Below are 26,560 nucleotides of genomic sequence, written 5' to 3' on the forward strand. Positions count from 1 at the left end.
TTCCCCTCGCCTTACGATTTGGCTTTCGGCATTTGAGAAACCAGCGACAGGTTGACGTCCATCCCTTCCACCTGGAAGTGCGGCACCGCGAACAGCTTCACGCGGAAGAATCCCGGGTTGTCCTCAATGTCTTCCACCACCACCTTCGCGTCGCGCAGCGGGTGAGAGGCCTGCAGCTCGTCGCCCGGGTCGGTCATCTCGGTGACCAGGCCGCGAACCCAGGTGTTGAGCTCCAGCTCCAGCAGACGACGATCCTTGGTGGTGCCGATATTTTCTCGCTGGATAAGCTTCAGGTAGTGCGCAATGCGCGACAGCAGGAAGATGTACGGCAGGCGGGCATTGATGTGGCTGTTGGCGGTGGCGTCGGCGGTGTCGTACCGCGCCGGCTTCTGGGTGGAGTTCGCCGAGAAGAAGCAGGCGTAGTCGCGATTCTTGTAGTACGACAGCGGGATAAAACCGAGGCTGGCGAACTCAAACTCGCGGGTTTCCGGGATCATCACCTCTGACGGGATCTTCACCTGGTTGCCGGTGCCCAGATCATAAAGGTGGATCGGCAGATCTTTCACCGCCCCGCCCGCCTGCGGGCCGCGGATCTGCACGCACCAGCCATTATTGATAAAGCTTTTCACCATGTTGGCGGCAAAGGAGAACGACGCGCTGGTCCACAGGTATTTCTCGTGGTCCGGGCCTTTCACCTGCTCGACGTAGTTGAAGCTACGCACCGGCACGGTGTCCGGACCATACGGCAGCCGGCCCAGCACGCGCGGCATCACCAGACCGATATAGCGCGCATCGTCAGTGTCGCGAAAGGATTTCCACTTGATGTATTCGGCGCGGTCGAAGTAGTTGACGATATCTTTGATGGCGGCGACCTCTTCCATGGAATCTTTCAGGAAGAAGGCCGGACCGACGGCGCCGATAAACGGCATATGCGCCGCGGCTGAGACTTTAGAGATGTTGCGCAGCAGCGCCACGTCCTGCGGGCTGGCGTCGAACTCGTAAGCGGAGATCACCGACCCAATGGGCTCGCCGCCGGGGGTGTCGTACTCTGCGGTGTAGGTGTGCCAGTAGAGGCCGCTCTGGATCAGCTCCGGCGCGTCTTCGAAGTCCTGACGTAGATCGTCTTTCGAGACGTCCAGAATTTCGGTTTTCACGTTCTGTCGGTAGTCGGTGCTGTCCACCAACTGCTTCAGACCGCGCCACTGGGATTCCACTTTCTGGAACGCTTCGTGGTGCATGACCGCATCCAGCTGGCGGCTAATCTGGTAGTCCAGTTCCGCGATATGGCGATCGATCAGGGTTTTGTCGAGCTTCTCCACCGGCTGGCCGGACTTGCGGATGCAGTCCATAAACACCTGCATCGCCGCCGTCAGACGTTCGCCCGCCGGGGCGTCAGACAGCGCGGCATCATCCAGAAAGTTGTTAATATCCCCCAGGCGGGACGCCGGGGTCAGGTTGATTTTTTCAAACAGGGAGGCGTAAACGCCCTCTTTTTCCAGTACAGCGGTCTGCCCATGCGTAGAGGCGGTTTCAGTATTTACAGACATCAGCATATTCCCGGTTAATCCATTAAATAACGCACGCCGTTTATTTCGGGGCCAGTGCACTCATTTCATCGCGTAATTCCTGAGACAGCGCCGGGTCTTTGAGTATCTTTTCGAGCTCTTTTCGGAAAGTGGCGTTATCCAGAAGGTTGGATTTGAGGTCACGTAATAAATTACGCATCGCCAGCATGGCGCGAAGCTGCGGAATTTGACGGGCAACCTGCTCAGGCTCGAAGTCTTTCATATCAGCAAAGTTCAGCTTAATGCTTTCCTCCGTGCCGTCTCCGGCCAGCGTGTTCTGCACGGTCAGGTTTATTTCCGGGTTGAATTCCGCAAGGACGCTGTTGAAGTTATTTTTGTTGATATTGATTTTTTCTCTGTCAGATAATGGTCGGTCCTCTTTACCATTACTGAAATCACCGAGGGTGAGAAGCTTCAGCGGCAGCTCGACTTTTTTCTGCGCGCCCCCTGTATGCAGAGCCAGCTTTAAATTAATGCGTGCCTTTGGCACTTCATTCTGGAAACTATCAGCCATAGCGGTCCCTTCCCTTGAGGAATATTTGTTAAAAATAACGACGTTTGATGACAAAGCCATAGTAGAGCAAAGCATCAGAAAATATCAACCCGTCAGTTCGAAAGTCCAATATAAGACTTCCCTTAAGGATTTTAATCAAAATGTAAAAACCAAAGTATCAGACGAACAAAACCAATATGAAATACCCAGCGTTTACTTACAATAAAGAAAGGATTTACGCCCGCCTTATGAATAGATAATGAATTCACATCTCAACACATCTGTTCAATTGATGAAAATCAATGTGTAACGGTAATAATTATTATTCCATCGCTGAAAATACGCCTGACAAAAGAAATAAAGATCGAATTCTTTTTTTATCGTTTGCAAGCCATGAATGTTCCCCTGAACCAGACGTTAATATAGTCATAAAAAATGTCAGACAGGATTGGTATAAAAACCACAAATAATCCCCCTCAAATATTCCCCTTTGATTATTAGACCTGACAAGGCATTAAGACTCAGTGAGCGCAATGAAATATTAGTAATCCATTCACCCGGTATATTTAAATACGGCAGACAATAATGCTCATCGCTCATTAATCCCTTCCCTGCGCCCGTTCGAAAGCGGCGCGCCCGCCTGCCGCCAGCCAGGTCGTAAAGGATTACAGCTGCGGATTCATTGTTTTGTTGTCCAGAGCCGAGTTGCGGTTCGCATTCCCTCTCCCGCCAGGCTATATCTTAGACACCTTTCTTCATACAGGAGTGAATATGATGGGCAAAAAGATTCTGATGCTGGTGGGCGATTACGCCGAAGATTACGAGACCATGGTGCCCTTTCAGGCACTACAAATGATTGGTCATCAGGTTGATGCGATCTGTCCTGACAAAATCAAAGGCGACTACATTATGACCGCCATCCATGACTTTGACGGCGCCCAGACTTACAGCGAGAAACCCGGCCACCGCTTTGTTCTCAACGCCGATTTTGCAAGCGCGAAAGAAGCGGATTATGACGCGCTGTTGATCCCCGGCGGACGGGCGCCAGAATATCTGCGCCTGAATGCGGAAGTACTTAAACTGGTGCAGGCATTTGACGCAGCGCGTAAACCTATTGCTGCCGTTTGCCACGGCCCTCAGCTGTTGGCGGCTGCGGGGGTATTAAAAGGCCGCACCTGCAGCGCCTATCCGGCCTGCGCGCCGGAAGTGCGGCTCAGCGGCGGACATTTTGCCGACATCGGTATCGATCAGGCGCATATTGACGACAATTTGGTGACCGCCCCTGCCTGGCCCGCCCATCCGCAATGGCTGGCGAAATTTGCCGAATTGCTGCGGTAAAAAAACAACCGGATAACTGCCTCGATGAAGATTATTTGAAGGAGGAGCTGGCGCTAAAATCGCGCCAGCTACGGGTTTAAATGTCAGTACCATCAGTGCTTCACGATATACATTGTGCGGCTATAGGCCACGTCCTCCGGATTGGCTATCGGATACCCTTTCAGCCATGGTTTAATCAGACGCCCGTTGGTGTACTGATAAACCGGCGCGATGGGCGCTTTCGCCATAATGATTTTTTCCGCCGCGTTGTAATCGTCATTGCGCGCTTTTTCCGACGTTTCCAGCGCCGCCTGGGTCAGAATTTTGTCGTAGGCCGGATCGTTGAAACGGGAGATATTGCCGCTATGGGTTGAGGTCAGCAGCGACAGGAAAGTCGACGGTTCGTTGTAATCCCCCACCCACGAGGCGCGGATCACATCGAAATTGCCGGTATTGCGGCTGTCGATATAGGTTTTCCACTCCTGGTTTTGCAGCTTCACGTCGACGCCCAGATTTTTCTTCCACATGGAAGCCACCGCAATCGCGATCTTCTGGTGGTTCTCCGAGGTGTTGTACAGCAGCGTCAGCTTCAGCGGACGGTTCGGACCGTAGCCCGCCGCCTGCAGCAGCGCTTTCGCCTGGGCATTCAGTTCGGCCTGGCTCATGCTTTCGATTTGCGTCGGCTGCGGAGTAAAGCCTGCGGTCACATCCGGAGTAAAGCGCCAGGCCGGTTTCTCGCCGGTACCCAGAATTTTCTCCGCCATCAGACGACGATCGATAGTCATGCTAAGCGCCAGGCGGACGCGCTCATCGGCGGTTGGCCCTTTCTGAGTGTTAAAGGCGTAATAATAAGTTCCCAGCTGCGGCGGAGTATAAACCTGCCCCGGTATATCCTTCAGCAGCTTCTGATACAGATTTTTCGGGAACGACTCGGTGATATCGATATCGCCGGCCAGATAACGTTTGGTGGCCGCTGATTCCTGGTTAATGGGCGTAAATGTGACCTGCTGGATCACCGTTTTGTCGTTATCCCAGTAGTGCGTATTGGGGACCACTACCAGCTTTTCATTCACCACGCGATCTTTTAGGACATACGCGCCGTTGCCAATCAGGCTTCCCGGACGCGTCCAGTTGTCGCCGCTCTCCACGTTAGCTTTTTGCACCGGATAGAAAGCAAAGCTGGCCGTCAGATTGCTGAACCACGGTAGCGGTTTATCCAGCTGCACGCGCAAGGTACGCGCGTCAACGGCGGTAACGCCGAGGGTATCCGGCGCGGCTTTACCATCAATAATATTTTGCGCATTAGCGATTCCGGCCAGCGCAGCAAACCAGGCAAACGGGGATGTGGTTTTGGGATCAACCAGCCGCCGCCAGCTATAAACAAAATCCTCTGCCGTTACCGGCGTTCCGTCGGACCAGCGGGCGTTATCGCGCAGGGTAAATGTCCAGACGCGATTATCATTGCTCTGCCAGCGAGTCGCCACGCCCGGGATCAGGTTGCCTTTCTCGTCCTGATTGACTAAACCTTCAAAAAGATCGCGGATAACCTGAATTTCAGGCAGACCGACGGCTTTCGCGGGATCTAAGGAGGCGGGCTCGTCTTTAATATGCCGCACCAGCACCTGGTTTTCGGCTAAAACAGTGCCCGGCGGGACATCAGCCGCCCAGGCAAGAGAAGAGACGCTGGCTAACCACAGCGCGCCGCATGTCAATGTGACAGGATACTTCATAAGATCCCCTTTAAAATAAAAAAACCAGAGCTGGCAGTGCGATAATTATTTGTTTCATCACCTGAAATTGCAAACGGCTTGTGAAAGAAAGTTGACGTCTATGCTGATTTCACTATCGCTGGAAACTATTTGATTCCGGGACGGTTTTACACAACACTGCTGAAAAATAACCTGATAACAGGATGCCCTATGCCCGTTTCTCGTCCTCGCCCTCAGCGCGGTGATTTTCCGCCAGGAACACAACGCTACGGCCAGTCTCACCTTGGCGCGCCGCTGCTGTGGTTCCCGGCGCCGCTGGCCGATAGCCGTAGCGGCCTGATCCTTGCCGGAACCCACGGCGATGAAGGCTCATCCATAGTCACGCTTTCCTGCGCGCTGCGTACGCTCAAACCCGAGCTGCGCCGTCATCATGTGGTGCTGGCGGTCAACCCGGACGGCTGCCAGCTGGGGCTGCGCGCTAACGCGCGCGGGATCGACCTGAACCGGAATTTTCCGGCGGCGAACTGGAAAGAAGGCGAAACGGTTTATCGCTGGAACAGCGCGGCGGAACAGCGCGATGTGGTTCTGCTCACCGGCGAAAAACCCGGCTCAGAACCGGAAACCCAGGCGCTGTGCCAGCTTATCCACCAGATCCACCCCGCGTGGGTGGTCTCGTTTCACGATCCGCTGGCCTGTATTGAAGATCCCGGCCATAGCGAACTGGGTCAATGGCTCGCCGATGCGTTTAGCCTGCCGCTGGTGGGCAGCGTCGGCTATGAAACGCCCGGCTCCTTTGGCAGCTGGTGCGCGGATATCGGCCTGCCCTGCATTACCGCCGAATTCCCGCCGATATCCGCCGACGAGGCGACGGATAAATACCTGGCGGCAATGACGGACCTGCTGCACTGGCACTCTCAAAGATGAAGCACGCCGGTGCTGAAATGCAGCGCCGGCTCGACGTCCACCGCCAGCCAGGTCGGGCCATCGAGGTCGGCAAAACGGACCTGTGGCGCCAGCGCTAGCGCCGCGCTGATGGCTCTGGAAGTACACAGCATACAGCCCAGCATCCGCGCAAATCCCAGGCGCTCCGCCTCCTGCGCCAACAGCAGCGCTTCGGTCAGGCCGCCGGTCTTATCAAGCTTGATATTGACCATCTCATAGCGGCCGCGCAGCGCCGCCAGGCTGTCGCGAGTATGGCAACTCTCATCGGCGCAAATGGGCAGCGGGTGGATAAAATTCTCCAGCGCCTCGTCGGCCCCAGCCGGGAGCGGCTGTTCCAGCATCGCCACGCCGATATCCGCCAGCAGCTGGCAACGCTCGGCCAGGCCATCGCCGCGCCAGGCTTCGTTAGCATCCACGATGAGCGTGGCCTGCGGAACCGCTTCACGAATGGCAATCAACCGCTCGCTAATCAGATGATCGTCAAGCTTCACTTTCAGCAACGTAGCCCCTTTTTCCCACAGCGCCGCCGCGCTGGCCGCCATCTGCTCCGGCGTGCCGATAACCACCGTTTGCGCCGTCACCACCCGGTTGGGCAGCGTCACGCCCAACAGCTGCGCGATGCTCTTACCCACGCTTCGCGCCTGCCAGTCCCAGAGCGCGCAGTCCACGGCGTTACGCGCGGCCCCTGGCGGCAGCAGGCGCTGGATCTCCTCGCGGGAAACGCCGCGCTCAATCTGTTCGCCAATTGCCATAATCTGCGCCATCACCGAAGCAATACTCTCCCCGTAACGAGGATAGGGCGTGCACTCGCCTGTACCCTTGACACCATTCTCTTCAATTTCCACCACCACGACTTTTGCCTCGCTGCGGCTGCCGCGGGCAATCACAAACGGGGTATGTAACGGCCAGGCTTCTTCATAGACTCGCAGATTTCGCATTCCCTGAACCTCGCAGGTAAGTATTAAAAGGATTTGCCGTGCTGCTGACGGATGTCATACACTAGCCGCGACGTTAACTATATGTAAACAGGAAGATAACCATGTCACAAACCGTGCATTTCCAGGGCAACCCCGTTTCTGTTCAAGGCACCATTCCGCAGGCAGGCGCTAAAGCGCAGCCGTTTACGCTGGTGGCCAAAGATCTCTCTGACGTCGCGCTGAGCCAGTTCGCAGGCTCCCGTAAAGTGCTGAATATTTTCCCAAGCATCGATACCGGCGTTTGCGCGGCATCGGTACGTAAATTCAACCAGCTGGCGTCTGAACTGAACAACACCGTCGTGCTGTGCATTTCCGCTGACCTGCCTTTCGCTCAGTCTCGCTTCTGCGGCGCTGAAGGCCTGAACAACGTTGTGACTCTGTCCACCCTGCGCGGCGCGCAGTTCCTGGCCGACTACGGCGTCGCTATCTCCGCGGGCCCGCTGGCCGGCCTGGCGGCGCGCGCTGTGGTCGTGATTGATGAAAACGACCAGGTTGTTTACAGCCAGCTGGTGAATGAAATCACCGAAGAGCCGGACTACGACGCCGCCCTGGCCGCGCTAAAAGCGTAATAACGCCACAGGCCACGTAAGCCCTCGTTAACCGGGGGCTTTTTTATTCCCGCGCCGCATAGCGGGAGATAAAGCGCGCAATCGCCGGCCCGGTCAGTAAGATGGTGAACAAGCGCAGCGTCTGCATCGCCATAATAAACGACATATCCGCTCGCGTACCGGCGGCGATAATCGCCACCGTGTCCAGCCCGCCCGGACTGGTCGCCAGATAGGCGGTCATAAAGTCCAGCGGCAAAACCTGCGTCAGCCCAAAAGCCATCAGCGCGCACAGCAGGATCAGGCCAATAATCGATGCGAGGATCTGCGGCAGAGTTTTGAGCGCCAGCAGGAAAATCTGTTTATTAAACTTTAGACCAACGCTCCAGCCAACGGCGGCATAAGCCAGCGCCAGCAGCCACTCAGGAAGTTCAAGCTGCAGCCAACCTTCCCCCTGCGCCAGCGCCCCGATCACCATCGGGAAGAGCATCGCGCCGGATGGAAAGCGCAGCCGCAGCCCCAACCACCCTGCTGCCGCCGTCAGCAGCAGCGTGAACGGTAGCTGCCAGCTTATCGGAGGAAACCAGGCGACCTGCTGAGTCATCTCCTGCGCTTCACCGCCGAGCGCGACGCGAACGACCAGCGCCGCGGCCCCCGCGACAAACAGCACCCGCAGATACTGCATCAACGCCACCAGCCGGACATCTGCGCCGTACTCCTGGGCCATAATCACCATCGCCGAAGCGCCGCCCGGCGAACTCCCCCACGCCCCGGTGGCGCCAGGCAGATCGCTGTAGCGCACCAGCAGCCATCCCGCCAGCGCGCTGATAGCGAGCGTAGAAAAGAGAATCAACAGCACCAGCGCCCAGTTCGCCAGCAGGACGCCGAAAATGGAGGGCGTCAGGCTGCGGGCGATCATGCAGCCGATAATCGCCTGGGCGGCGATAAAAAAGGGACGGGGTACACGAATTTCCGCGCCGCGCAGGCTGAGGATGATTCCGGCAATCATCGGCCCCAGCAGCAGTGCGGCGGGAAGATGAAACCAGAACAATATAAAAGAGAGCGCGCTGGAGAGTACCAGCAGTTTCATCCATTGAAAAAAATCACTACGCCAGATCCGCATGCGTATTCCTGCCAAAAAGAGGGTAAAGACGAAGTATATACAGAATCATTCTACACCTGGACCCCGCCCTTTTCTGGAAATACCAACCGCCTGCCCGGGCAGACGGTTGGTGAGCATTACTCGTCGCCTTTTTTCTGGCTCAGGCCATATTCGCGCAGCTTATTGGCGATCGCGGTGTGCGAGACGCCAAGACGCTTGGCCAGTTTACGCGTGCTGGGGAAGCTGCGATAAAGCTGGGTGAGCACCGAGCGTTCGAAACGGCGGGTAATGTCATCCAGAGACCCCTCCATCGCTTCTTCGCCAACCGCCAGCGAAGAAACGTCGTGGTCCGGCAGCAGGATATCCTGAGGGCGCAGCTCAAACCCGTCCAACTGAGTCAGCGCGCGATAGATCGCGTTTTTCAGCTGACGCACGTTGCCCGGCCAGCTGTAGCGCGTCAGTACGCTATTTAAATCGGCTGAGAGTTTTGGCCGCGGAATGCCCTGTTCATCGGCAAAGCGCGCCACGAACAGTTCGGTCAGCGGCATGATGTCCTGCGGACAGTCGCGCAGCGGCGGCAGATACAGCGTCAGCACGTTCAGGCGATAATAGAGGTCTTCGCGGAACAGCCCCTTTTGCACCAGCTCCACCAGGTTTTTCTGGGTCGCGCAGATCACCCGCACATCAACGTGGACCTCATGATCTTCACCGACGCGGCGGAAGGTGCCATCGTTGAGGAAACGCAGCAGTTTGGTCTGCATGCGCGGCGACATTTCGCCAATTTCATCCAGCAAAACCGACCCGCCGTTAGCCTGCTCGAAAAAGCCCTTTTTCCCCTGGATGGCGTCGCCGAACAGCTCGCTTTCCACCGCGTCTTCCGGGATAGAGCCGCAGTTCAGCGCCAGATAAGGTTTCCCCGCGCGCGGGCTCGCCAGATGGCAGGCGTGGGCCAGCAAATCTTTCCCTGTGCCAGTATCCCCGACGATCAGCAGCGGCGCGCTGAGCATGGCCAGCTTGCGTGCCTGCTCGACGACGTGGCGCATTTTCGGACCTACGGCGAGGATCTGGCTAAAGGCGCTGGTATCCTGAATGGTCATGGTTTGCAGCTGGCGCCCCATACGGACCGTCGAACGCAGCATCGCTACCGCGCCGGTTAGCACCTTCTCGCCGTGCTCGCCTTCCAGGTAGACCGGGGTGATCTCCAGCAGAAAGTTCTGTCCGTTGACCACCACGTGTTCCGCATGCGACTCCTGAGGATCGTTCTCCAGCCAGCGCTGGACGTTAAAATCGGTAATCAGCTGCGCGACCGGATGGCTGCGCAGCTTATCCTGGCTCTGGCCAAACAGCTGGCAGCTGGCTGGGTTAGCCAGTTCGACTTTTCCTTTGGTATCCAGAGACAGCACCGGCTCCGGCATCGCCACCAGCAGCGCGCTGAGCGCCAGGTGTTCCCGCTCTGACGGCATCCACGCTACGGTGCGCACGTCGGTGACGCCGGCGATACGACGAATTTCCGCCATCAGGCTGCTGAAGCTGGCGAACTCCAGCTCGGCGAAATTGAGATAAATTCGGCCAATAGGGTCAATGTCGATACCCCGCAGGTCGATACCGCGCAGCACCAGTAAATCGAGTAATTCACGAGTCAGACCAAGACGGTCTTCACAAAAGACTTCAAGACGCATAGGTGTTTTCACCCTAAAGAGGCCAATGACGGATGAATAATAGGACAGTTATTTGCTGGCGTGAAGCCAGCTGTCAACAATTATTGACAGTGTGGCGGAAAAATGGCCTTTCTGCCGTAAAGTTATGCGCTCAGACGAAAAATGGCGATGAGATGAGCGGCTATCATCGCTTCTGTTTTTCTCCCCGGCTTGCGCTACGCTTAGCCGGGCTACAGGTTACAGCCTTCTGTGAAACGGTAGCCCGGCTAAGGCGTTCACGCCGCAAGCCGGGAATGCTTAAGCGACTTATTTTTCCACGCCGCTTTTACTCTTCTGCAACGTCTCTTTTAGCTGGCCGATCAGCTCGTGGCGAAAATCCCCCAGCCGCGGTTTATCGTCGGCGATCCACGGCAGCGGACGGCAGAGTTCCATAGCTTTAATTCCCAGCCGCGCGGTCAGCAGACCGGCGCCAATCCCCTGCGCCGCGCGCGCCGATAGCCTGGCCGCCAGATCCTGCGACATCCAGTCCATCCCGACTTCCCGCACCAGTTCGCTGGCGCCGGCAAAAGCGATATTGAGCAGCACCAGACGAAACAGGCGCAGGCGGCTATAGTAGCCCAGCTCAATACCGTAGAGGGTGGCGATGCGGTTGATCAGCCGTAAATTGCGCCAGGCGATAAACGCCATATCCACCAGCGCCAGCGGACTGACGGCTATCATTAGCGTCGACTCTGCCGCCGAACGGCTGATTTCACGCCGCGCCTGCGCATCCAGTACCGGCTGCACGATCTGCGCATACAAGCTCACCACTTCACGATCGTTCTGCGTTTCGTGGATTGCCGCATACCAGCGCTGCAGGGCCGGGTGCGATTGATCGAGCCCCGCCTGCTGGGCCAGCTTCTCGCAAAAGGCGCGCCCTTTGCCGACCGCATGGCTGTGCATCAGATCCCGCGCCTCATCGCGCTCGTGGGCGCGCTGGCGTAGTCGCCACAGCCGGCGCCACTCGGTTGCCACCGAACCGACGCCCGCGCCGACGATCAAGGCGCCGGCAGCGCAGCCGCCAAGGGCTATCCAGTCCTGCGTTTGCCAGGCGGTCATCGTCCACTGCACGCCCTGCGCCACCACGCTGACGCCAAAAATAGCCAGCCCGGCGCTGACCATCTTTCGCCACAGGCTGCGCTTAGGTCGCAGCGCTGACTCCACTACCGCTTCCGCCGCCCCCTCTTCTTCTTGCAGAACGTCAAGCCGCGCAGGAGCGAATTTCGCCGCGTCGGCGCCGTCAAACGCGCGCGCGGACTTCAAAATTTGCGCCTTTTCCTCCTCCAGCGGGCCGTCGAAATCGATACGCGGTTTTAAGGGTTCGGTCATCGCAATTTATCTCCGATCAAAAATTCCAGCGCCGCATCGAGGCGAATATGCGGCAGCGGTTTATCAACGTCCATCACCTGCGGGCGGAAGTTTTCAAACTGAAAGCCCTGCTGTTCCCAGAAGGCCTGGCCCGGCAGGCGGGCTGGCACCTCGCCGGGGTAGACGGTTAGCGGCTGGCCGTCGCTCAGCCTGTGGCCTCGCAGCGCAGGGATCTTTTCGCCGTTCACCTCAATAAGCCCGCTCTGCGTCGCCTGAATCGACGCCAGTCCCAGACAATCCATACTGATACCTTCGAATGCCGCATTTTGCCAGGCATCCTGTATCAGCTGCTGCAGCAGCGACACCATATTGCTGTGCTGATCGACGGTCACATGATCCGCTTTGGTCGCGGCGAACAGCAGCTTATCGATAACCGGTGAGAACAGGCGACGAAACAGCGTACGCTGGCCATAGTGAAAACTTTGCATCAGCTGCGTCAGCGCCAGGCGCATATCGTTAAATGCCTGCGGCCCGCTGTTAAGCGGCTGAAGGCAGTCCACCAGTACGATTTGCCGATCGAAGCGCAGGAAATGATCTTTATAGAAGCCCTTTACCACTTTCTCGCAGTAGTATTTAAAACGCTCGCGCAGCATTCCGGCATTGGTATGTTTGCCCGCCTGCGCCAGCTTAGCCTCACCGGCGGCATCCACATCCGGCCAGGGAAAGAACTGCAGTGCCGGCGCGCCGGCCATTTCACCGGGCAGCACAAAGCGCCCTGGCTGAATAAAGTGCATCCCTTCGCGCTTACAGGTATGCAGATAGTCGGTCCATGCCGCAGCGATCTCCGCCAGACGGGTTTCATCGGCGGGCGCCAGCGGATCCAGACCTTCGCATAGCTGTCGCCAGCGTGCCGACCACTCCGCCCTCTGCCCCTGCAGTAGTCCGGTCATCTGCCGTGACCAGGTCAAATAGTCCTGGGCCAGCATCGGCAGATCCAGCAGCCACTCGCCGGGATAATCGACAATTTCCAGATACAGGGTTGAGGTTTCTTTAAAATGGCGCAGCAGCGAATCGTTAGAGCGATAGCGCAGAGCGAGGCGGATTTCGCTGACGCCACGGGTGGGCGTCGGCCAGACCGGCGGCTGACCGTAGAGCTGGGCCAGCCCTTCATCATAGGTGAAGCGCGGAATACCAAAATCCCGCTGCGGTACGCGCTTGACGCCCAGCAGGCGCTCTTCTCTGGCCGCGCTAAGCAGCGGTAGCCGCGCGCCGGCGTGAATATTCAGCAGTTGATTGACCAGCGCGGTGATAAAGGCGGTCTTGCCGCTGCGGCTAAGGCCGGTGACGGCCAGACGAAGATGCCGATCAACCCCACGATTGATCAGCGCGTTAAATTCTGTTTTGAGTCGCTTCATCGCCATCCTGTTGTGCCTGAAGAACGAGGGAAATAAACATGAGGGCTAAAGAGATAATTATCAATAGATTGCATTAGCCCCGCTGCGACGGGGCCGACGATTATTTGCTGGCGCTTTTCGGCCTGGCTATCCCACTGAGGCCGCCGGCGTTAACCACCTGCGTGTAGCCCATTTCGCTCAGCAACTGCTGAGCCTGTCCCGATTGCCGACCAACGTTACAATAAACGTGAATGGTATCGTTTTTATCCGGTACTTCCGCCGCAATCCGCGTTTTTAAATCCGCCAGCGGAATATTCACCGCCCCGACGACGTGCTCTTTTTGATACTGCTGCGGAACGCGGACGTCAATCCAGTGTTCCGCCGCGAAGACGGGTAAGGCCATCGCCAGCGCTAAACCCAGAAGGAGTTTTCGCATGTTATCATCCTGATAGTGTGAGTGTTTAGGCACTCATAACATACGCCATCCGCGACGTTTAGAAAACCGCTGCGCCGCCCGGCTGAGCATAGGTTCCAGAACAAGCATCAGCAGCATTTTCAGCGGCCGACGCGCGACGGATTTTACCGCCCAGCCTGCGACGCCCGCCGGGCCGTAGCGCAGCGCGGTGAGCAGCACCAGTTTGCCCGCGATTTTCAGACCCGGTTTGACTTTTTGCCCGGCCTGCTGCCATTTCATGTTCATCATTAACCTCAACTTTCAGTTATAGCTGGCGGAAACGACTGCGCAGCGAAAAGGTATCAGAGGTGACGTAGCGCTCCATTTCACGCAGACGACGCTCACCCGCTGCCAGTTCCTTATCCGCGGCGGCCAATAGTTCTCCGCTGCTCGGCGTTTTTTCACCATACAGCTCGCTTTCCGGCATCGGATCCAGCGCAAACGAGAGAATGATGTAAGCCACCACGACAAACAGGAACAGGCCAAATATCATTGCCAGTACGGTAATCAGGCGTACCAGCTTAACCGGCACGTCCAGATACTGCGCGATGCCGGCACAAACGCCTTTCACCATGCCCTGCTGCGGAATGCGCCACAGTTTTTTACTCAGATCCAGTCCGCCCATTATTTCTCTCTCCAGTTCGGGTGCTCAGCATCAAGAATGGCTTCCAGCGCCTGAATACGCTCGCGCATGCGCTTCGCGTCATCGGTCAGCTGCAGCAGGCGCTGCTGTTCATTCTGCGAAAGGCTGCCGCTGGCGGTGCGGTTGTTGTAATGCAGCCAGAGCCAGACCGGCAAAACAAACAGCACAAACAACGTCAAAGGGATGGCGAGAAAAAGCATGCTCATGTGAACTCCTTGCAGATGGCGGCGGCACGTCTTGGTGCCGCCCGAAGATGATTACTGGTTATTTTGATTCATTTTGGCTTTCAACGCCGCCAGCTGCTCGCTGATTTCATCGTCCGCTTTCAGATCGGCGAACTGCTGATCCAACGACTTATCTTTACCAAAGCGATGGCTTTCCGCTTCTGCTTCCATATGATCGATACGGCGTTCAAACGATTCAAAACGCGCCATCGCCTCGTCAATCTTGCCGCTGTCTAGCTGACGGCGAACGTCGCGGGAGGAGCTTGCGGCCTGATGACGCAGCATCAGCGCCTGCTGACGGGCGCGGGTTTCGCTGAGTTTGTTTTCCAGCTCGCCAATCTCTTTTTTCATCCGCGCCAGCGTTTCGTCCACCAGCTGCGCTTCGTTTTCCAGGCTACCGATCAGGTCGGTCAGCTTCTGCTTTTCGATTAGCGCCGCTCGGGCCAAATCCTCTTTCTCTTTACGCAGCGCCAGTTCGGCTTTTTCCTGCCATTCCGCCTGCTGGGCAACGGCCTGTTCAATACGACGGCTTAGCTGTTTCTTTTCAGCCAACGCCCGCGCCGAGGTCGAACGCACTTCAACCAGCGTGTCTTCCATCTCTTGGATCATCAGCCGAACCAGCTTCTGCGGATCTTCCGCTTTCTCCAGCAGAGAGTTAATGTTGGCGTTCACGATGTCGGCAAAACGAGAAAAAATACCCATAATTTCAATCCTCATAGTTCTGGTGTCAGGCACCGGCCTGTGCCATGACTAATACAAATGCCGTGCCAAGTTTTTATCTTATTGATTTTAATGGAAGTGGTTGTTATCTGGCCAGCGCATTGCTAAAGTGACCTGGTGAATCACACTACTAAATGGCGAAATTCATCATGGCGGATTACAAGGACAACCTGCTCGGCGAGGCCAATAGCTTTCTTGAAGTGCTGGAACAGGTCTCGAGACTGGCGCCGCTCGATAAACCGGTGCTGGTGATTGGCGAGCGCGGAACCGGCAAGGAGCTGATCGCCAGCCGCCTGCACTTTCTCTCATCCCGCTGGCAAGGGCCATTTATCTCGCTCAACTGCGCGGCGCTCAATGAAAATCTGCTCGATTCGGAGCTGTTCGGGCATGAGGCCGGCGCCTTTACGGGGGCCAGTAAACGTCACCCGGGGCGCTTCGAACGTGCCGACGGCGGTACCCTGTTTCTCGATGAGCTGGCCACCGCGCCGATGCTGGTGCAGGAAAAACTGCTGCGCGTGATTGAGTATGGCGAGCTGGAGCGCGTCGGCGGCAGCCAGCCGCTACAGGTTAACGTCCGTCTGGTGTGCGCGACCAACGCCGACCTGCCTCAAATGGTAGAAGACGGACTTTTTCGCGCCGACCTTCTCGACCGTCTGGCCTTTGATGTGGTGCAGCTGCCGCCGCTGCGCGAACGGCAGAGCGACATCATGCTGCTCGCCACCCAGTTTGCCATCCAGATGTGTCGCGAACTCGGATTACCGCTGTTTCCCGGCTTTAGCGAACGCGCCGCCGAAACGCTGCAAAACTACCGCTGGCCGGGGAATATCCGTGAATTAAAAAACGTGGTTGAACGTTCGGTCTACCGCCACGGCAGCAGCGAGTGCGAGCTGGATAATATTATTATTAACCCCTTCCGCCAGCAGCACACGGCGGCGCTCGTCGAAGTGGAGAAGACGCCAGGCCCCACGCTGCCGCTCGATTTACGCGCTTTCCAGCAGGAGCAAGAAAAAAGCCTGCTCGAGAGAAGCCTCGAACAGGCGAAGTACAATCAAAAACAGGCGGCCGAACTGCTGGGGCTAACCTACCACCAGCTGCGGGCGCTGCTGAAAAAGCATCAGCTTTGACCTGTATGCGGAAGCAGCAGCGCGCTCACCGCCATTGAACCAAGGCAGAGCGCGGCGTTAAACCACAGCGCATACTGCGCCGCGCTGGCCATTCCGAGCGGTAAAAACAGCGCAAAAAGTGACGCTGTCACCGCAATGCCCATCGCCCCGCCCAGCGAACTGCCCATCTTATAGATCCCCGAGGCCACGCCGACCTTATTCTCGGGAGCGTTAACCACCGCGGTGTCCGTTGAAGGGGTGGCGTAGCAGCCCAGGCCGAAGCCAAACAGCACGTTGCTGAAAAAGACCGTGACGATATAGGTCGATTTATCGAGAAAGGTGCAGGAGATAAGAAGAATACCGACCGCGGTAAAGACCGGGCCGGTCATCATCGGCAAACGCGCGCCGTAGCGTTGCAGCAGTTTCTCGCCCACCCGAATCATCGCCAGCACGGTAACCAGGTAGCCAAGCGTCATCATTCCGCTCTCCAGCGGGCTCAGATGATGCCCCTGCTGGAGCCAGATGCTGGCAATCATCATCGTACCGATGGCGCCGTTAAGCATAAAGTTCGACAACACCGCGGCGCTGTAGGCACGGTTGCGAAACAGCGCGAAATCAATCAGCGCCGCGTCGCCTTTACGCTGGCCGCTACGGATAAAAAATAGCCCCGAGGCCAGCGCGCCGGCCAGCATCGCCAGCGAGGTTGCGCTGGTCCAGCCCCAACCGTGGCCTTTGCTGATAAAAAGATTTAACAGTACCAGCGCCAGGATCAGGCTGAGCAGGCCGCTGATGTCCAGCTTATGCTGCTGCGCGCTGGCGCTACGGCTTTCCGGCGTACCGCGCAGCAAAAACAGCGCCGCCAGCGCTACCGCGATGGAGAAAACAAAGATCCAACGCCAGCCCAGCCCGGTGGCGATCGCCCCGCCGACAAACGAGCACAGCCCGCTGCCGCCCCAGGAGCCGATGACCCAGAAGCTGACCGCTCGCTGGCGCGCTTTGCCTTCATACCAAGTTTTTATTAACGCCAGCGTCGCCGGCATGATGCAGGCGGCCGACAGCCCCTGTAAAACGCGCCCGGCCAGAAACAACGCGGGCCCCTGCGACAGCACCAACATCGCGCTGCCGACAATGCTGAGGATCAGGCCGAGCGAGGTCATACGCATGCGGCCAAATTTATCCGCCAGACCACCGCTGGCGACCACGAAGCAGCCGCTGAATAAGGCGCTCAGGCTCACCGCCAGAGTCAGGGTCTCCAGCGAAATATCGAGGCTGCTTTTCATTGCCGGAACCACGTTGATCACCGACTGGGCAAACAGCCAGAAGGTCAGAACGCTCAATACAATACCCGCCAGCAGACGATCGGTGCCGACGAACTGCGCTTCGCTTAGCGATACAGAACTCATAGCAGGGTCCTCTTCGTTGCGGAGATTAACGCAAATAGTGTTCCGTCAGGGCGCACCACAGCGCGGCGCCTTTCAGCAATAGCGCATCGTTGAAGTCGTATCCGGGGTTATGCACCATGCAACGATCCGCCTCGTCTCCGGCGCCGAGGGTGAAATAGCAGCCGTGTGGGTTGCGCTCAAGCATAAAAGCAAAATCTTCGCTGCCCATAAACGGCTTCACCTCGCCGACCTGCTCCGCTCCAAATAGCGCGGTTGCCACCGTGCGAACCATCTCATTGGCAGCCGGATCGTTCCTTAAAACCGGGCTGCCGTTAACGTGGGTTAAGGCGGCGCTGGCGTTAAAGCTCTCGGCCTGAGCGACGGCGATATCGTGAATGCGCTGCAGGACCGTCTCGCGAACCTGTTCGTTTAAGGTGCGCACCGTGAGCTTCATTAACACCTTGTCGTTGATAATGTTCGGCGCGTGACCGGCCTGAATGCTGCCCACGGTCACCACCGCCGGTTCAAACGGCGTGATGTTGCGGGAAACAATGGATTGCAGCGCCAGGGTGATATGACAGGCAACCAGCGTGGCGTCGACAGTATGCTCCGGTACCGCGCCGTGTCCGCCCACCCCTTTGACTTCAATATGGAGAGTGTCTGAGGAGGCCATCATCGCCCCATCGCGCAGGCCAATTCTGCCTAACGGCTGCCCCGGCATATTATGCAGGCCAAAAATGGCATCGCAGGGAAACTGGTCAAACAGGCCGTCTTCGAGCATGACCCGCCCGCCGTAGAGCAACTCTTCTGCGGGCTGAAAAATAAGCTGCAGCGTACCGTTAAACTGTCGGGTGCGCGCCAGATATTCCGCGGCGTACAGTAAGGTAGTGGTATGGCCGTCATGGCCGCAGCCGTGAAAACGTCCATCGACCCGGCTGGCCCACGCCTTGCCGCTCATCTCCTGCATCGGCAGCGCGTCCATATCCGCCCTTAGCCCCAGTCGTTTTTTGCCGTCGCCCGCGCTTAAGGTCGCGACCACGCCGGTGCCCGCCAGACCGCGGTGAACCTGATAGCCCCATTCGCCGAGCAGGCGGGCAACCTCTTCACTGGTTTTATGCTCTTCAAAACCGATTTCCGGCTGCTGATGGAAACGGCGGCGAAGCGCGACAAATTGCGCCTCGTTAACCTGTAATGCCTCAATAATCGGGTGTGTCATTTTTATTATTCCTGTGTTGTGTTTGCACGACACTTTCGAGTTTATGCATCTTTGTTGGCTTTAAAATGCGATTTTTTGTTTTATAGTGACGGATTATTAATGAGTGCTTTTCATACAAAACGGTTATGACAAAAAATAACATGCTGTTTTTTGTCTTCAGGAGGCGACGGTGGAGCATCATTCAGGCGACTTTCAGGTTGTGGTTCGCGATATCCGACAGTGGAGCCAGCAGGAAAACGATGCTCTGACACTGATATGGCTGCTTGAGGGCAGCGTAGAACTCCGCGATGGCGAAACGGGTCGCTATCTACAGGCTGATGAACTGGCGATAGTGAATCGTCATCGCCGCTGGAGTCTCAACAGCAAGACGGCGAACGTTGTGATGACGCTGTCGCTGAACGCCGGGTGGCTGACCCGCCTCGACGGTGATTTTTTTTCCTCCGCCTACCAGAGCAGCAGCGAAACGCGCGATGCCGAAGACACCCTGCGTTACCTGATGCGCCAGCTGCTGGTCCTTGGTCTGGTCAATCCCCAGGCACACTACCGGCTGGAGGCCAACCGCTGGCTTAGCGAAATTGCGCTCCTGCTGGCGTCACGCTTCAGCCGTCCCCTCACTGCCCAGGCGCCTCGCGGCTCGGAACGCTGGAGCCAACGAATTAACCGAGTAGTGGCGCGAATCGATGCCAATTATCAACGGCGCCTGTCGCTGCAGGAGATTGCCGCCGCGGAATTTGTTTCCGAAGCCTGGCTATCACGTCTATTCCGCAAAGAGGTGGGCGTCAGCTTTATGCAGTACATCACCGGGCTGCGCCTGCGCAAGGCCGCCGAGCAGCTGACGGCCACGCGCAGGTCGGTGCAGCAGATCGCCCAGCAGCATGGCTTCGCCAGCAGCCGGGTGATGAGCGACCTGTTTAAACGCGAGCACGGCCTGACGCCGCGCCAGTTCCGCCAGCAGCATCCGCAGACGGCGATCGAATCCCCTCGTCCGCGCCCTCAGCAAGCCGAGCTGTGGCAGCCTGTATCAATCGACCGGCTTTACTCCCGGCTCAATGCGCCGCAAACCAACGGCCTGGACAGCCCGCCGCTGCGGCTCAATCCCCAGCAAACCCGCCATCTCGATGTGCGTGAACTGCCGACGCGGGCCGCGCCGCTGCGCCACACCCGCATGGTCGTTACCGTTCGTGAACTGGACGATCTGCTGCGCGAGGATGTCCGCCGCGAGCTGGAACAGCTGCACGGCGCACTGCCGATATTCGCCATCGATATTCACGATCCGTTTCTCAGCAGCCGTCTGTTCAGCGCCGGCTGGGACGATCCGCAAATGGCCGGCTACGCCTGCTGGTATAATCTGCAGCGCATATTTAGCTGGCTGGCGACTATGGGCTGGGCGGTGATACTCCATACCGGGCTCACCACCCGCGGCGATCTGTTGCAACGCTTTCTGCGCCTCTCCGCCAACCATTTTCCGCCGACAACCCTGGCCAGCTGGCGCTTCGTCTGGCACTGGTCTCCCCAGGCCAGCGACGAGGCGCGCCAGCACGCCTGGCGGCAACAAAAAGCGATCCTGCAGAGGCTATCGCCGCAGTCGGCGCTGGGGATCTGGCACCGTTTTCCGCAACAGGTAGAGGACGATCCCCTTCTGCGCTCACCGCTGCTTGCCGAGGCGGATTTTCTTGCCTGCCAGGCCGATGCCAACGAACTGCTGGATCTGGCGCAGATTGACAGCCAGAAGCTGGCCGCCAGCGAAAACTATCCGGTACATAAATTACGCAAACTCCATAGCGCCCTGCGCCAGCGGCATCACCTGCTGCCGCTTTGGCTGCTCTCGTGGAATACCCTCACCGGCGATACCCGCGATACCAACGGCCGTTTCTTTCGCGGCGCGCTGCTGATGGACAATCTGCTGGGACTGGCGGATCAGGTGTGGCTCGCGGGGTTCTGGCTGAATTCCGGATTGCAGGGAGAAGCCCGGGCCAACGGCAAGCTGGATACCTCCAGCCTGGCACTGCACTATCTCCACGGTCTGCCGCGACCGGTCTACTGGGTATTGTGGCTATGGCGCAGGCTACGGGGCGAGGTGTTAATCAACGACAAAAATCTGCTGCTGCTACGCCATCACGGTCATTATCAGCTACTGCTGCGCAATACGGTGGTGTTCAACCCCTGGCTCTCCAGCGAGGAGGCGTTTACGCAGCGCTTCAGTCAGCCCTGGAGCGTGCGGCTCCTCGGACTTGAGGGACGCTGGCGAATCAAACATCATCTGTTCGATCAGCACCATGGCGCGCTCTTCCCGCTATTCGAGGCCTTTCGCAGCCAAAGCGGGCCGGACGATGAGGACTATCGCTGGCTGATGCACCGGGCGCGCCCGGCGCTGCGCGTCAGTGAAGAGACGCCGGATAGCGACCGCTGGCAGCTGGTAGAGACGCTGGAAAGCAACGCGCTGGCGCTTTATGAATTCACGCCGCTCGCGGACTAAAAGTGACAGCGTCACCATGCGATAACGTCCCACAAGCGGCCTGTGCCGCGAAAAATGGCGTTTGATTGCGCGGGAGTCGGTTCACATGCAGTTAAAAAAATGTAACTAGCAAGATATCTTCATGTGAACTATCATCTGCGCATAATGATTCAATGGACTGAAAGTAAAGATGATTCCGGTCAATCCTTCAACGCTTGGCCGCTATGCGGCGCACGTCAGCCTGGTCCATACTATGAAAAACCACCGCGCGCCGGCGCTCTCGGTTATGATGATCTTTTCGGACCTGCTTATCCGCTCAACCGAAGATTCATATCGTCAACAGGGCTGGACAATCACACCGCAAAACAGCGGCCTGGTACTGCGTAACTATGTTGCCCTCCATCACAACGGCGGAAAGCTGGAAATAAATCCCAAAGATTATATCGCCCGCTATAACCGACTTCTTCCCCTGTAGCGCCTCAACATCCAGCGAGCCGTGCGGATACGGCTCGCTGGAGAAACCGCAAATAAAAAGATACCATGTGGCGGATATCGGGGCTGCGATGCAAAATAAGCGCCGTGCTCAATACCCATAGCATCCTCAAGCCGTGCAGCATATGAATCGAAAATACGCTTTACTCAACCCCTTGCTTGCCTGATGCCAAACGTCAGGTGATTTACGAGGTATACTCGAAGTTCATAAGCGGTATGAATTTGAATCCGTTGGTCAAATAGCCGACGCAACCATCGCTTATATTATCTTCAGAGGCAATAAGGTGGTGGTAAATGTTATTTAATATTAATAAGATAGAGCCTTGCTCTATAATCAAAAAGAAATTATGCGCCTGAAATTGTCTTCTCTCCTGGCAGCGGCATCTATGCTGTGCGGGCAAGCTTTCGCCGCGCCCGCGCTGCCTGCGCACGCCGACATTCGCGATAGCGGCTTTGTGTATTGCGTCAGCGGTCAGGTCAACACCTTTAACCCACAAAAGGTCAGCAGCGGCCTGATCGTCGATACCCTGGCCGCCCAGCTCTACGACCGCCTGCTTGATGTCGATCCTTATACCTATCGTCTGGTCCCCGAACTGGCTGAAAGCTGGGAGGTGCTGGACAACGGCGCAACCTACCGCTTCCATCTGCGCAGCAACGTGCCTTTCCAGACCACTGCCTGGTTCAAACCGACCCGCAATTTTAATGCCGATGACGTGATTTTCACCTTTGGTCGTATTTTTAATCGCGACCACCCGTGGCACAACGTCAACGGCAGCAGCTTCCCCTATTTCGATAGCCTACAGTTTGCCGACAGCGTGGAAAGCGTGCGTAAACTGGATAGTCATACCGTCGAGTTTCGCCTCAAACGCCCGGACGCCTCATTCCTCTGGCACCTGGCCACCCACTACGCTTCGGTAATGTCGGCAGAATATGCCGCGAAGCTGGCGCAGAGCGATCGTCAGGAAATGATCGATCGGCAACCGGTTGGCACCGGTCCGTTCCAGTTGGAGGAGTATCGCAGCGGTCAGTACATTCGCCTGCAGCGCCATCCGGCCTACTGGCGCGGTAAACCGCTGATGCCGCAAGTGGTGGTCGATCTTGGCTCCGGCGGCACCGGTCGCTTGTCGAAACTGCTGACCGGCGAGTGCGACGTACTGGCCTGGCCCGCCGCAAGCCAGCTCTCTATTCTGCGCGACGACCCGCGCCTGCGCCTGACCCTGCGTCCGGGGATGAATATCGCCTGGCTGGCGTTTAATACCGCTAAGCCGCCGCTCGATAATCCGGAGGTACGCCACGCGCTGGCGTTGGCCATCAACAACCAGCGCCTGATGCAGTCGATCTACTACGGCACGGCGGAAACCGCGGCGTCCATGCTGCCTCGCGCTTCATGGGCCTACGATAACGAGGCCAGGATCACCGAATATAACCCTACTGAAGCCCGCGCCCGGCTGAAAGCCCTGGGGCTGGAAAAGCTAACGCTTAAGCTGTGGGTACCCACCAGCTCGCAGGCCTGGAACCCCAGCCCGCTGAAAACCGCCGAGCTTATTCAGGCAGATATGGCGCAGATTGGCGTGAAGGTGATTATTGTGCCGGTCGAAGGCCGGTTCCAGGAGGCCAGATTAATGGATATGAGTCATGACCTGACGCTGTCCGGCTGGGCAACGGACAGTAACGATCCGGACAGTTTTTTCCGTCCGCTTTTGAGCTGCGCGGCGATTGCCTCGCAAACCAACTATGCTCACTGGTGTCATCGCGAATTCGACGAGGTGCTGCAAAAAGCGCTCACTTCGCAGCAGCTGGCATCGCGCATCGAGGCCTATAAAGAGGCGCAGCGCATTCTTGCCGATGAACTACCGGTGCTGCCGCTGGCCTCCTCCCTGCGTTTACAGGCCTACCGTTACGATATGAAAGGCCTGGTGCTGAGCCCGTTTGGCAACGCCTCTTTTGCGGGCGTCTCGCGGGAAAAAGAAGACAAGGTGAAAAAACCATGATTATTTTTACCCTGCGTCGCCTGCTGCTGCTGCTGATTACCCTCTTCCTGCTGACCTTTGTCGGTTTTAGCCTGAGTTACTTTACGCCCCATGCGCCGCTGCAGGGTGCCTCGCTGTGGAACGCCTGGCTCTTCTGGTTTGAGGGGGTGCTGCACTGGGATTTCGGCGTTTCCAGCATCAACGGGCAGCTGATTTCCGAGCAGCTTAAAGAGGTCTTTCCCGCCACCATGGAGCTCTGTATCCTCGCCTTCGGCTTTGCGCTGGTGATCGGGATCCCCGTCGGTATGCTGGCGGGGATCATGCGGAATAAGTGGCCAGATACCCTGATCAGCGCCCTGGCGCTGCTGGGCTTTTCAATTCCCGTCTTCTGGCTGGCGCTGCTGCTGACCCTGTTCTTCTCCCTCACCCTGGGCTGGTTTCCGGTTTCCGGGCGTTTCGACCTGCTCTATGAAGTTAAATCGGTCACCGGCTTTGCGCTGATCGACGCGTGGCTCTCTGATTCGCCGTGGCGTCACGAAATGATCGTCAGCGCGGCGCGCCACATGGTGCTGCCGGTACTGACCCTGGCGGTGGCGCCGACGACAGAAGTGATCCGTCTGATGCGCATCAGCACCAGCGAAGTGTACGACACCAACTATGTCAAAGCCGCCGCCACCCGCGGCGTATCGCGGCGGACAATTTTACACCGCCACGTCCTGCACAACGCCCTGCCGCCGGTGATCCCGCGCCTGGGGCTGCAGTTCTCCACCATGCTAACGCTGGCGATGATTACCGAAATGGTCTTTAGCTGGCCGGGGCTCGGCCGCTGGCTTATAAACGCCATTCGCCAACAGGACTACGCCGCGATCTCGGCGGGCGTGATGGTCATCGGCGCGCTGGTGATTATTGTGAACGTGATATCCGATATTTTGGGTGCGATGGCAAACCCACTGAAACATAAGGAATGGTATGCCCTACGATAGCGTCTATCTGGAGAAGCGCCCGCCGGGTGCGCTGCGCACCGTATGGCGAAAATTCTACGGTGATACAACCGCGATGATTGGCCTGTACGGCTGCGCGGCGCTGATTCTGTTGTGCGTTTTCGGCGGCTGGTTCGCCCCTTACGGCATCGACCAACAGTTCCTCGGCTATCAGCTGCTGCCGCCGTCATGGTCGCGGTACGGCGAAGTGTCGTTCTTTCTCGGTACTGACGATCTCGGTCGCGACGTCCTGAGCCGCCTGCTGAGCGGCGCGGCGCCAACGGTCGGCGGCGCATTTGTAGTGACGCTCGGCGCCGCCCTCCTGGGGCTGGTGCTCGGCGTGATTGCCGGGTCCACTCACGGCCTGCGGTCGGCGGTGATGAACCATATTCTTGACACGCTGCTGTCGATCCCATCCCTGCTGCTGGCCATTATCGTGGTCGCCTTCGCCGGGCCGCACCTTAGCCACGCGATGTTCGCCGTCTGGCTGGCGCTTTTGCCGCGGATGGTGCGTTCGGTTTACAGCATGGTGCATGACGAGCTGGAAAAAGAGTACGTTATCGCCGCCCGCCTTGACGGTGCCTCGACGCTGAATATTTTATGGTTCGCGGTACTGCCGAACATTACCTCTGGTCTGGTCACGGAGATCACCCGCGCGCTGTCGATGGCGATCCTCGATATCGCCGCGCTGGGCTTCCTCGACCTCGGCGCTCAGCTACCTTCGCCGGAGTGGGGAGCGATGCTCGGCGACGCGCTGGAGCTGATTTACGTTGCGCCGTGGACGGTGATGCTACCGGGCGCGGCCATTATGATTAGCGTCCTGCTGGTTAACCTGCTGGGCGACGGTATCCGCCGCGCAATTATCGCCGGGGTGGAATAATGCCGTTACTCGATATCCGTAATTTAACCATTGAGTTCAAGACCAGCGAAGGCTGGGTAAAAGCCGTCGATCGCGTCAGCCTGACCCTCGCTGAGGGGGAAATTCGTGGCCTGGTCGGAGAGTCAGGCTCGGGTAAAAGCTTAATTGCCAAAGCAATTTGCGGCGTCACCAAAGACAACTGGCGGGTGACCGCCGACCGTATGCGTTTCGACGATATCGATCTGCTGCGTCTCTCAGTACGCGAGCGGCGTAAACTGGTGGGCCACAACGTCTCGATGATTTTTCAGGAGCCGCAATCCTGTCTCGACCCTTCCGAACGGATCGGCCAGCAGCTGACGCAGAATATCCCCGGCTGGACCTTTAAAGGACGCTGGTGGCAGCGCCTGGGCTGGCGCAAGCGGCGCGCCATCGAGCTCCTGCACCGCGTGGGGATTAAAGACCATAAAGATGCGATGCGCAGCTTTCCCTATGAGCTGACGGACGGAGAGTGCCAGAAGGTCATGATCGCCATCGCGCTGGCTAACCAACCGCGGCTGCTGATCGCCGACGAGCCGACCAACGCCATGGAGCCCACGACGCAGGCGCAAATTATCCGCCTGCTGACGCGGTTAAACCAAAACAACAACACCACCATTTTGCTGATCAGTCACGATATGCAGATGCTCAGTAAATGGGCGGACAAAATCAACGTGATGTACTGCGGACAGACGGTGGAAACCGCGCCGAGCGAAGAGCTGGTGACGATTCCTCATCACCCTTACACGCAGGCGCTGATTCGGGCGATTCCCGATTTCGGTAGCGCCATGCCGCACAAGAGTCGGCTCAATACCTTGCCGGGGGCGATCCCACTGCTCGAACAGCTGCCCATCGGCTGCCGGCTCGGGCCGCGCTGCCCTTATGCCCAGCGCGAATGTATCGAAACGCCCCGGCTGGTGGGCGCACGTAACCACCTCTATGCCTGTCATTTCCCGCTGAACATGGAGAAAGAGTGA

25 protein-coding genes are annotated in these 26,560 nt (G+C 57.7%); 10 read left to right on the forward strand and 15 right to left on the reverse strand.

Annotated features, from left to right (window positions below):
- Positions 1-11: 11 nt before the first annotated feature.
- Entirely contained in the window at positions 12-1,547 is a 1,536-nt protein-coding gene (gene tssC, locus K7H21_RS15935; protein WP_223035217.1) for a type VI secretion system contractile sheath large subunit, read from the reverse strand.
- A 40-nt stretch (positions 1,548-1,587) separates the two neighbouring features.
- A complete protein-coding gene (tssB, locus tag K7H21_RS15940) occupies positions 1,588-2,079 on the reverse strand; it encodes a type VI secretion system contractile sheath small subunit (protein WP_142445359.1) in 492 nt (163 codons plus the stop codon).
- A gap of 753 nt (positions 2,080-2,832) precedes the next feature.
- Here tssB and K7H21_RS15945 point away from each other — a divergent pair.
- Complete coding sequence (locus K7H21_RS15945; RefSeq protein WP_223035899.1) at positions 2,833-3,396, forward strand: DJ-1/PfpI family protein; 564 nt, start codon at positions 2,833-2,835, stop codon at positions 3,394-3,396.
- Positions 3,397-3,488: 92 nt separating this feature from the next.
- Here the strand turns inward: K7H21_RS15945 and K7H21_RS15950 are convergent, their stop codons facing one another.
- A complete protein-coding gene (locus K7H21_RS15950; protein WP_223035218.1) occupies positions 3,489-5,105 on the reverse strand; it encodes a peptide ABC transporter substrate-binding protein in 1,617 nt (538 codons plus the stop codon).
- 189 nt (positions 5,106-5,294) lie between these two features.
- Between K7H21_RS15950 and mpaA the strand changes: the two genes are divergently transcribed.
- A complete protein-coding gene (mpaA, locus tag K7H21_RS15955; RefSeq protein WP_004121196.1) occupies positions 5,295-6,008 on the forward strand; it encodes a murein tripeptide amidase MpaA in 714 nt (237 codons plus the stop codon).
- Here the strand turns inward: mpaA and ycjG are convergent.
- Positions 5,999-6,964, reverse strand: coding sequence for an L-Ala-D/L-Glu epimerase (gene ycjG / locus K7H21_RS15960; protein WP_004121197.1), 966 nt, complete (start codon positions 6,962-6,964; stop codon positions 5,999-6,001). The genes mpaA and ycjG overlap by 10 nt on opposite strands.
- Before the next feature lie 101 nt (positions 6,965-7,065).
- Here ycjG and tpx point away from each other — a divergent pair, with 101 nt between their 5' ends.
- Positions 7,066-7,572, forward strand: coding sequence for a thiol peroxidase (gene tpx, locus K7H21_RS15965; protein WP_004101479.1), 507 nt, complete (start codon positions 7,066-7,068; stop codon positions 7,570-7,572).
- A gap of 43 nt (positions 7,573-7,615) precedes the next feature.
- Here tpx and K7H21_RS15970 read toward each other — a convergent pair whose 3' ends face one another.
- The 9 genes from K7H21_RS15970 to pspA form a co-directional block, all read right to left on the reverse strand.
- Positions 7,616-8,671, reverse strand: a complete 1,056-nt coding sequence (locus K7H21_RS15970; protein WP_049114321.1) for an AbrB family transcriptional regulator — start codon at positions 8,669-8,671, stop codon at positions 7,616-7,618.
- Between the two features lie 116 nt (positions 8,672-8,787).
- Positions 8,788-10,329 carry a transcriptional regulator TyrR gene (tyrR, locus tag K7H21_RS15975; RefSeq protein WP_004121199.1) on the reverse strand — a complete coding sequence of 514 codons (1,542 nt, stop codon included), beginning with the start codon at positions 10,327-10,329 and terminating at the stop codon, positions 8,788-8,790.
- A gap of 285 nt (positions 10,330-10,614) precedes the next feature.
- Entirely contained in the window at positions 10,615-11,676 is a 1,062-nt protein-coding gene (locus K7H21_RS15980; RefSeq protein WP_223035219.1) for a YcjF family protein, read from the reverse strand.
- A complete protein-coding gene (locus K7H21_RS15985; RefSeq protein ID WP_004121201.1) occupies positions 11,673-13,070 on the reverse strand; it encodes a YcjX family GTP-binding protein in 1,398 nt (465 codons plus the stop codon). The genes K7H21_RS15980 and K7H21_RS15985 overlap by 4 nt, the downstream gene beginning before the upstream one ends.
- Positions 13,071-13,170: 100 nt before the next feature.
- On the reverse strand, positions 13,171-13,485 hold the full coding sequence (pspE, locus tag K7H21_RS15990) for a thiosulfate sulfurtransferase PspE (protein WP_049114323.1): 315 nt from the start codon (positions 13,483-13,485) through the stop codon (positions 13,171-13,173).
- A 33-nt stretch (positions 13,486-13,518) separates the two neighbouring features.
- Positions 13,519-13,749: a phage shock protein PspD gene (pspD, locus tag K7H21_RS15995; protein ID WP_004101464.1), complete on the reverse strand. Its 231-nt coding sequence runs from the start codon at positions 13,747-13,749 to the stop codon at positions 13,519-13,521.
- A gap of 19 nt (positions 13,750-13,768) precedes the next feature.
- Positions 13,769-14,128 (reverse strand): envelope stress response membrane protein PspC, encoded by a 360-nt coding sequence (pspC, locus tag K7H21_RS16000; protein ID WP_004101461.1) that lies wholly within the window; start codon positions 14,126-14,128, stop codon positions 13,769-13,771.
- On the reverse strand, positions 14,128-14,352 hold the full coding sequence (gene pspB / locus K7H21_RS16005) for an envelope stress response membrane protein PspB (RefSeq protein ID WP_004101459.1): 225 nt from the start codon (positions 14,350-14,352) through the stop codon (positions 14,128-14,130). The genes pspC and pspB overlap by 1 nt, the downstream gene beginning before the upstream one ends.
- A gap of 51 nt (positions 14,353-14,403) precedes the next feature.
- A complete protein-coding gene (pspA, locus tag K7H21_RS16010; RefSeq protein WP_004121203.1) occupies positions 14,404-15,072 on the reverse strand; it encodes a phage shock protein PspA in 669 nt (222 codons plus the stop codon).
- Positions 15,073-15,224: 152 nt separating this feature from the next.
- On the opposite strand from pspA, the gene pspF reads away from it, so the two are divergent.
- Complete coding sequence (gene pspF, locus K7H21_RS16015; protein ID WP_195322500.1) at positions 15,225-16,214, forward strand: phage shock protein operon transcriptional activator; 990 nt, start codon at positions 15,225-15,227, stop codon at positions 16,212-16,214.
- Here pspF and K7H21_RS16020 read toward each other — a convergent pair.
- Together K7H21_RS16020 and K7H21_RS16025 are read right to left on the reverse strand one after the other, a co-directional pair.
- Positions 16,205-17,596 (reverse strand): MFS transporter, encoded by a 1,392-nt coding sequence (locus tag K7H21_RS16020; RefSeq protein ID WP_142473410.1) that lies wholly within the window; start codon positions 17,594-17,596, stop codon positions 16,205-16,207. The genes pspF and K7H21_RS16020 overlap by 10 nt on opposite strands.
- Before the next feature lie 25 nt (positions 17,597-17,621).
- A complete protein-coding gene (locus K7H21_RS16025; RefSeq protein ID WP_004121206.1) occupies positions 17,622-18,791 on the reverse strand; it encodes a M20 aminoacylase family protein in 1,170 nt (389 codons plus the stop codon).
- Positions 18,792-18,960: 169 nt separating this feature from the next.
- On the opposite strand from K7H21_RS16025, the gene K7H21_RS16030 reads away from it, so the two are divergent.
- The 6 genes from K7H21_RS16030 (at position 18,961) to sapD (ending at position 26,560) form a co-directional block, all read left to right on the forward strand.
- Positions 18,961-21,267, forward strand: coding sequence for a helix-turn-helix domain-containing protein (locus tag K7H21_RS16030; protein ID WP_112166413.1), 2,307 nt, complete (start codon positions 18,961-18,963; stop codon positions 21,265-21,267).
- Between the two features lie 169 nt (positions 21,268-21,436).
- Positions 21,437-21,721: a hypothetical protein gene (locus tag K7H21_RS16035; protein ID WP_049114326.1), complete on the forward strand. Its 285-nt coding sequence runs from the start codon at positions 21,437-21,439 to the stop codon at positions 21,719-21,721.
- 364 nt (positions 21,722-22,085) lie between these two features.
- On the forward strand, positions 22,086-23,729 hold the full coding sequence (sapA, locus tag K7H21_RS16040) for an ABC transporter substrate-binding protein SapA (protein WP_004121213.1): 1,644 nt from the start codon (positions 22,086-22,088) through the stop codon (positions 23,727-23,729).
- Positions 23,726-24,691, forward strand: a complete 966-nt coding sequence (sapB, locus tag K7H21_RS16045; protein WP_004121215.1) for a putrescine export ABC transporter permease SapB — start codon at positions 23,726-23,728, stop codon at positions 24,689-24,691. The genes sapA and sapB overlap by 4 nt, the downstream gene beginning before the upstream one ends.
- The gene (gene sapC / locus K7H21_RS16050; protein ID WP_004121217.1) at positions 24,678-25,568 is read left to right on the forward strand and encodes a putrescine export ABC transporter permease SapC; all 891 of its coding nucleotides are present in this window, start codon (positions 24,678-24,680) and stop codon (positions 25,566-25,568) included. The genes sapB and sapC overlap by 14 nt, the downstream gene beginning before the upstream one ends.
- A complete protein-coding gene (gene sapD, locus K7H21_RS16055) occupies positions 25,568-26,560 on the forward strand; it encodes a putrescine export ABC transporter ATP-binding protein SapD (RefSeq protein WP_004121219.1) in 993 nt (330 codons plus the stop codon). The genes sapC and sapD overlap by 1 nt, the downstream gene beginning before the upstream one ends.

It is taken from the genome of Klebsiella sp. CTHL.F3a (genome assembly GCF_019890895.1).
GTDB classification, from domain to species: Bacteria; Pseudomonadota; Gammaproteobacteria; order Enterobacterales; family Enterobacteriaceae; genus Klebsiella; species Klebsiella grimontii.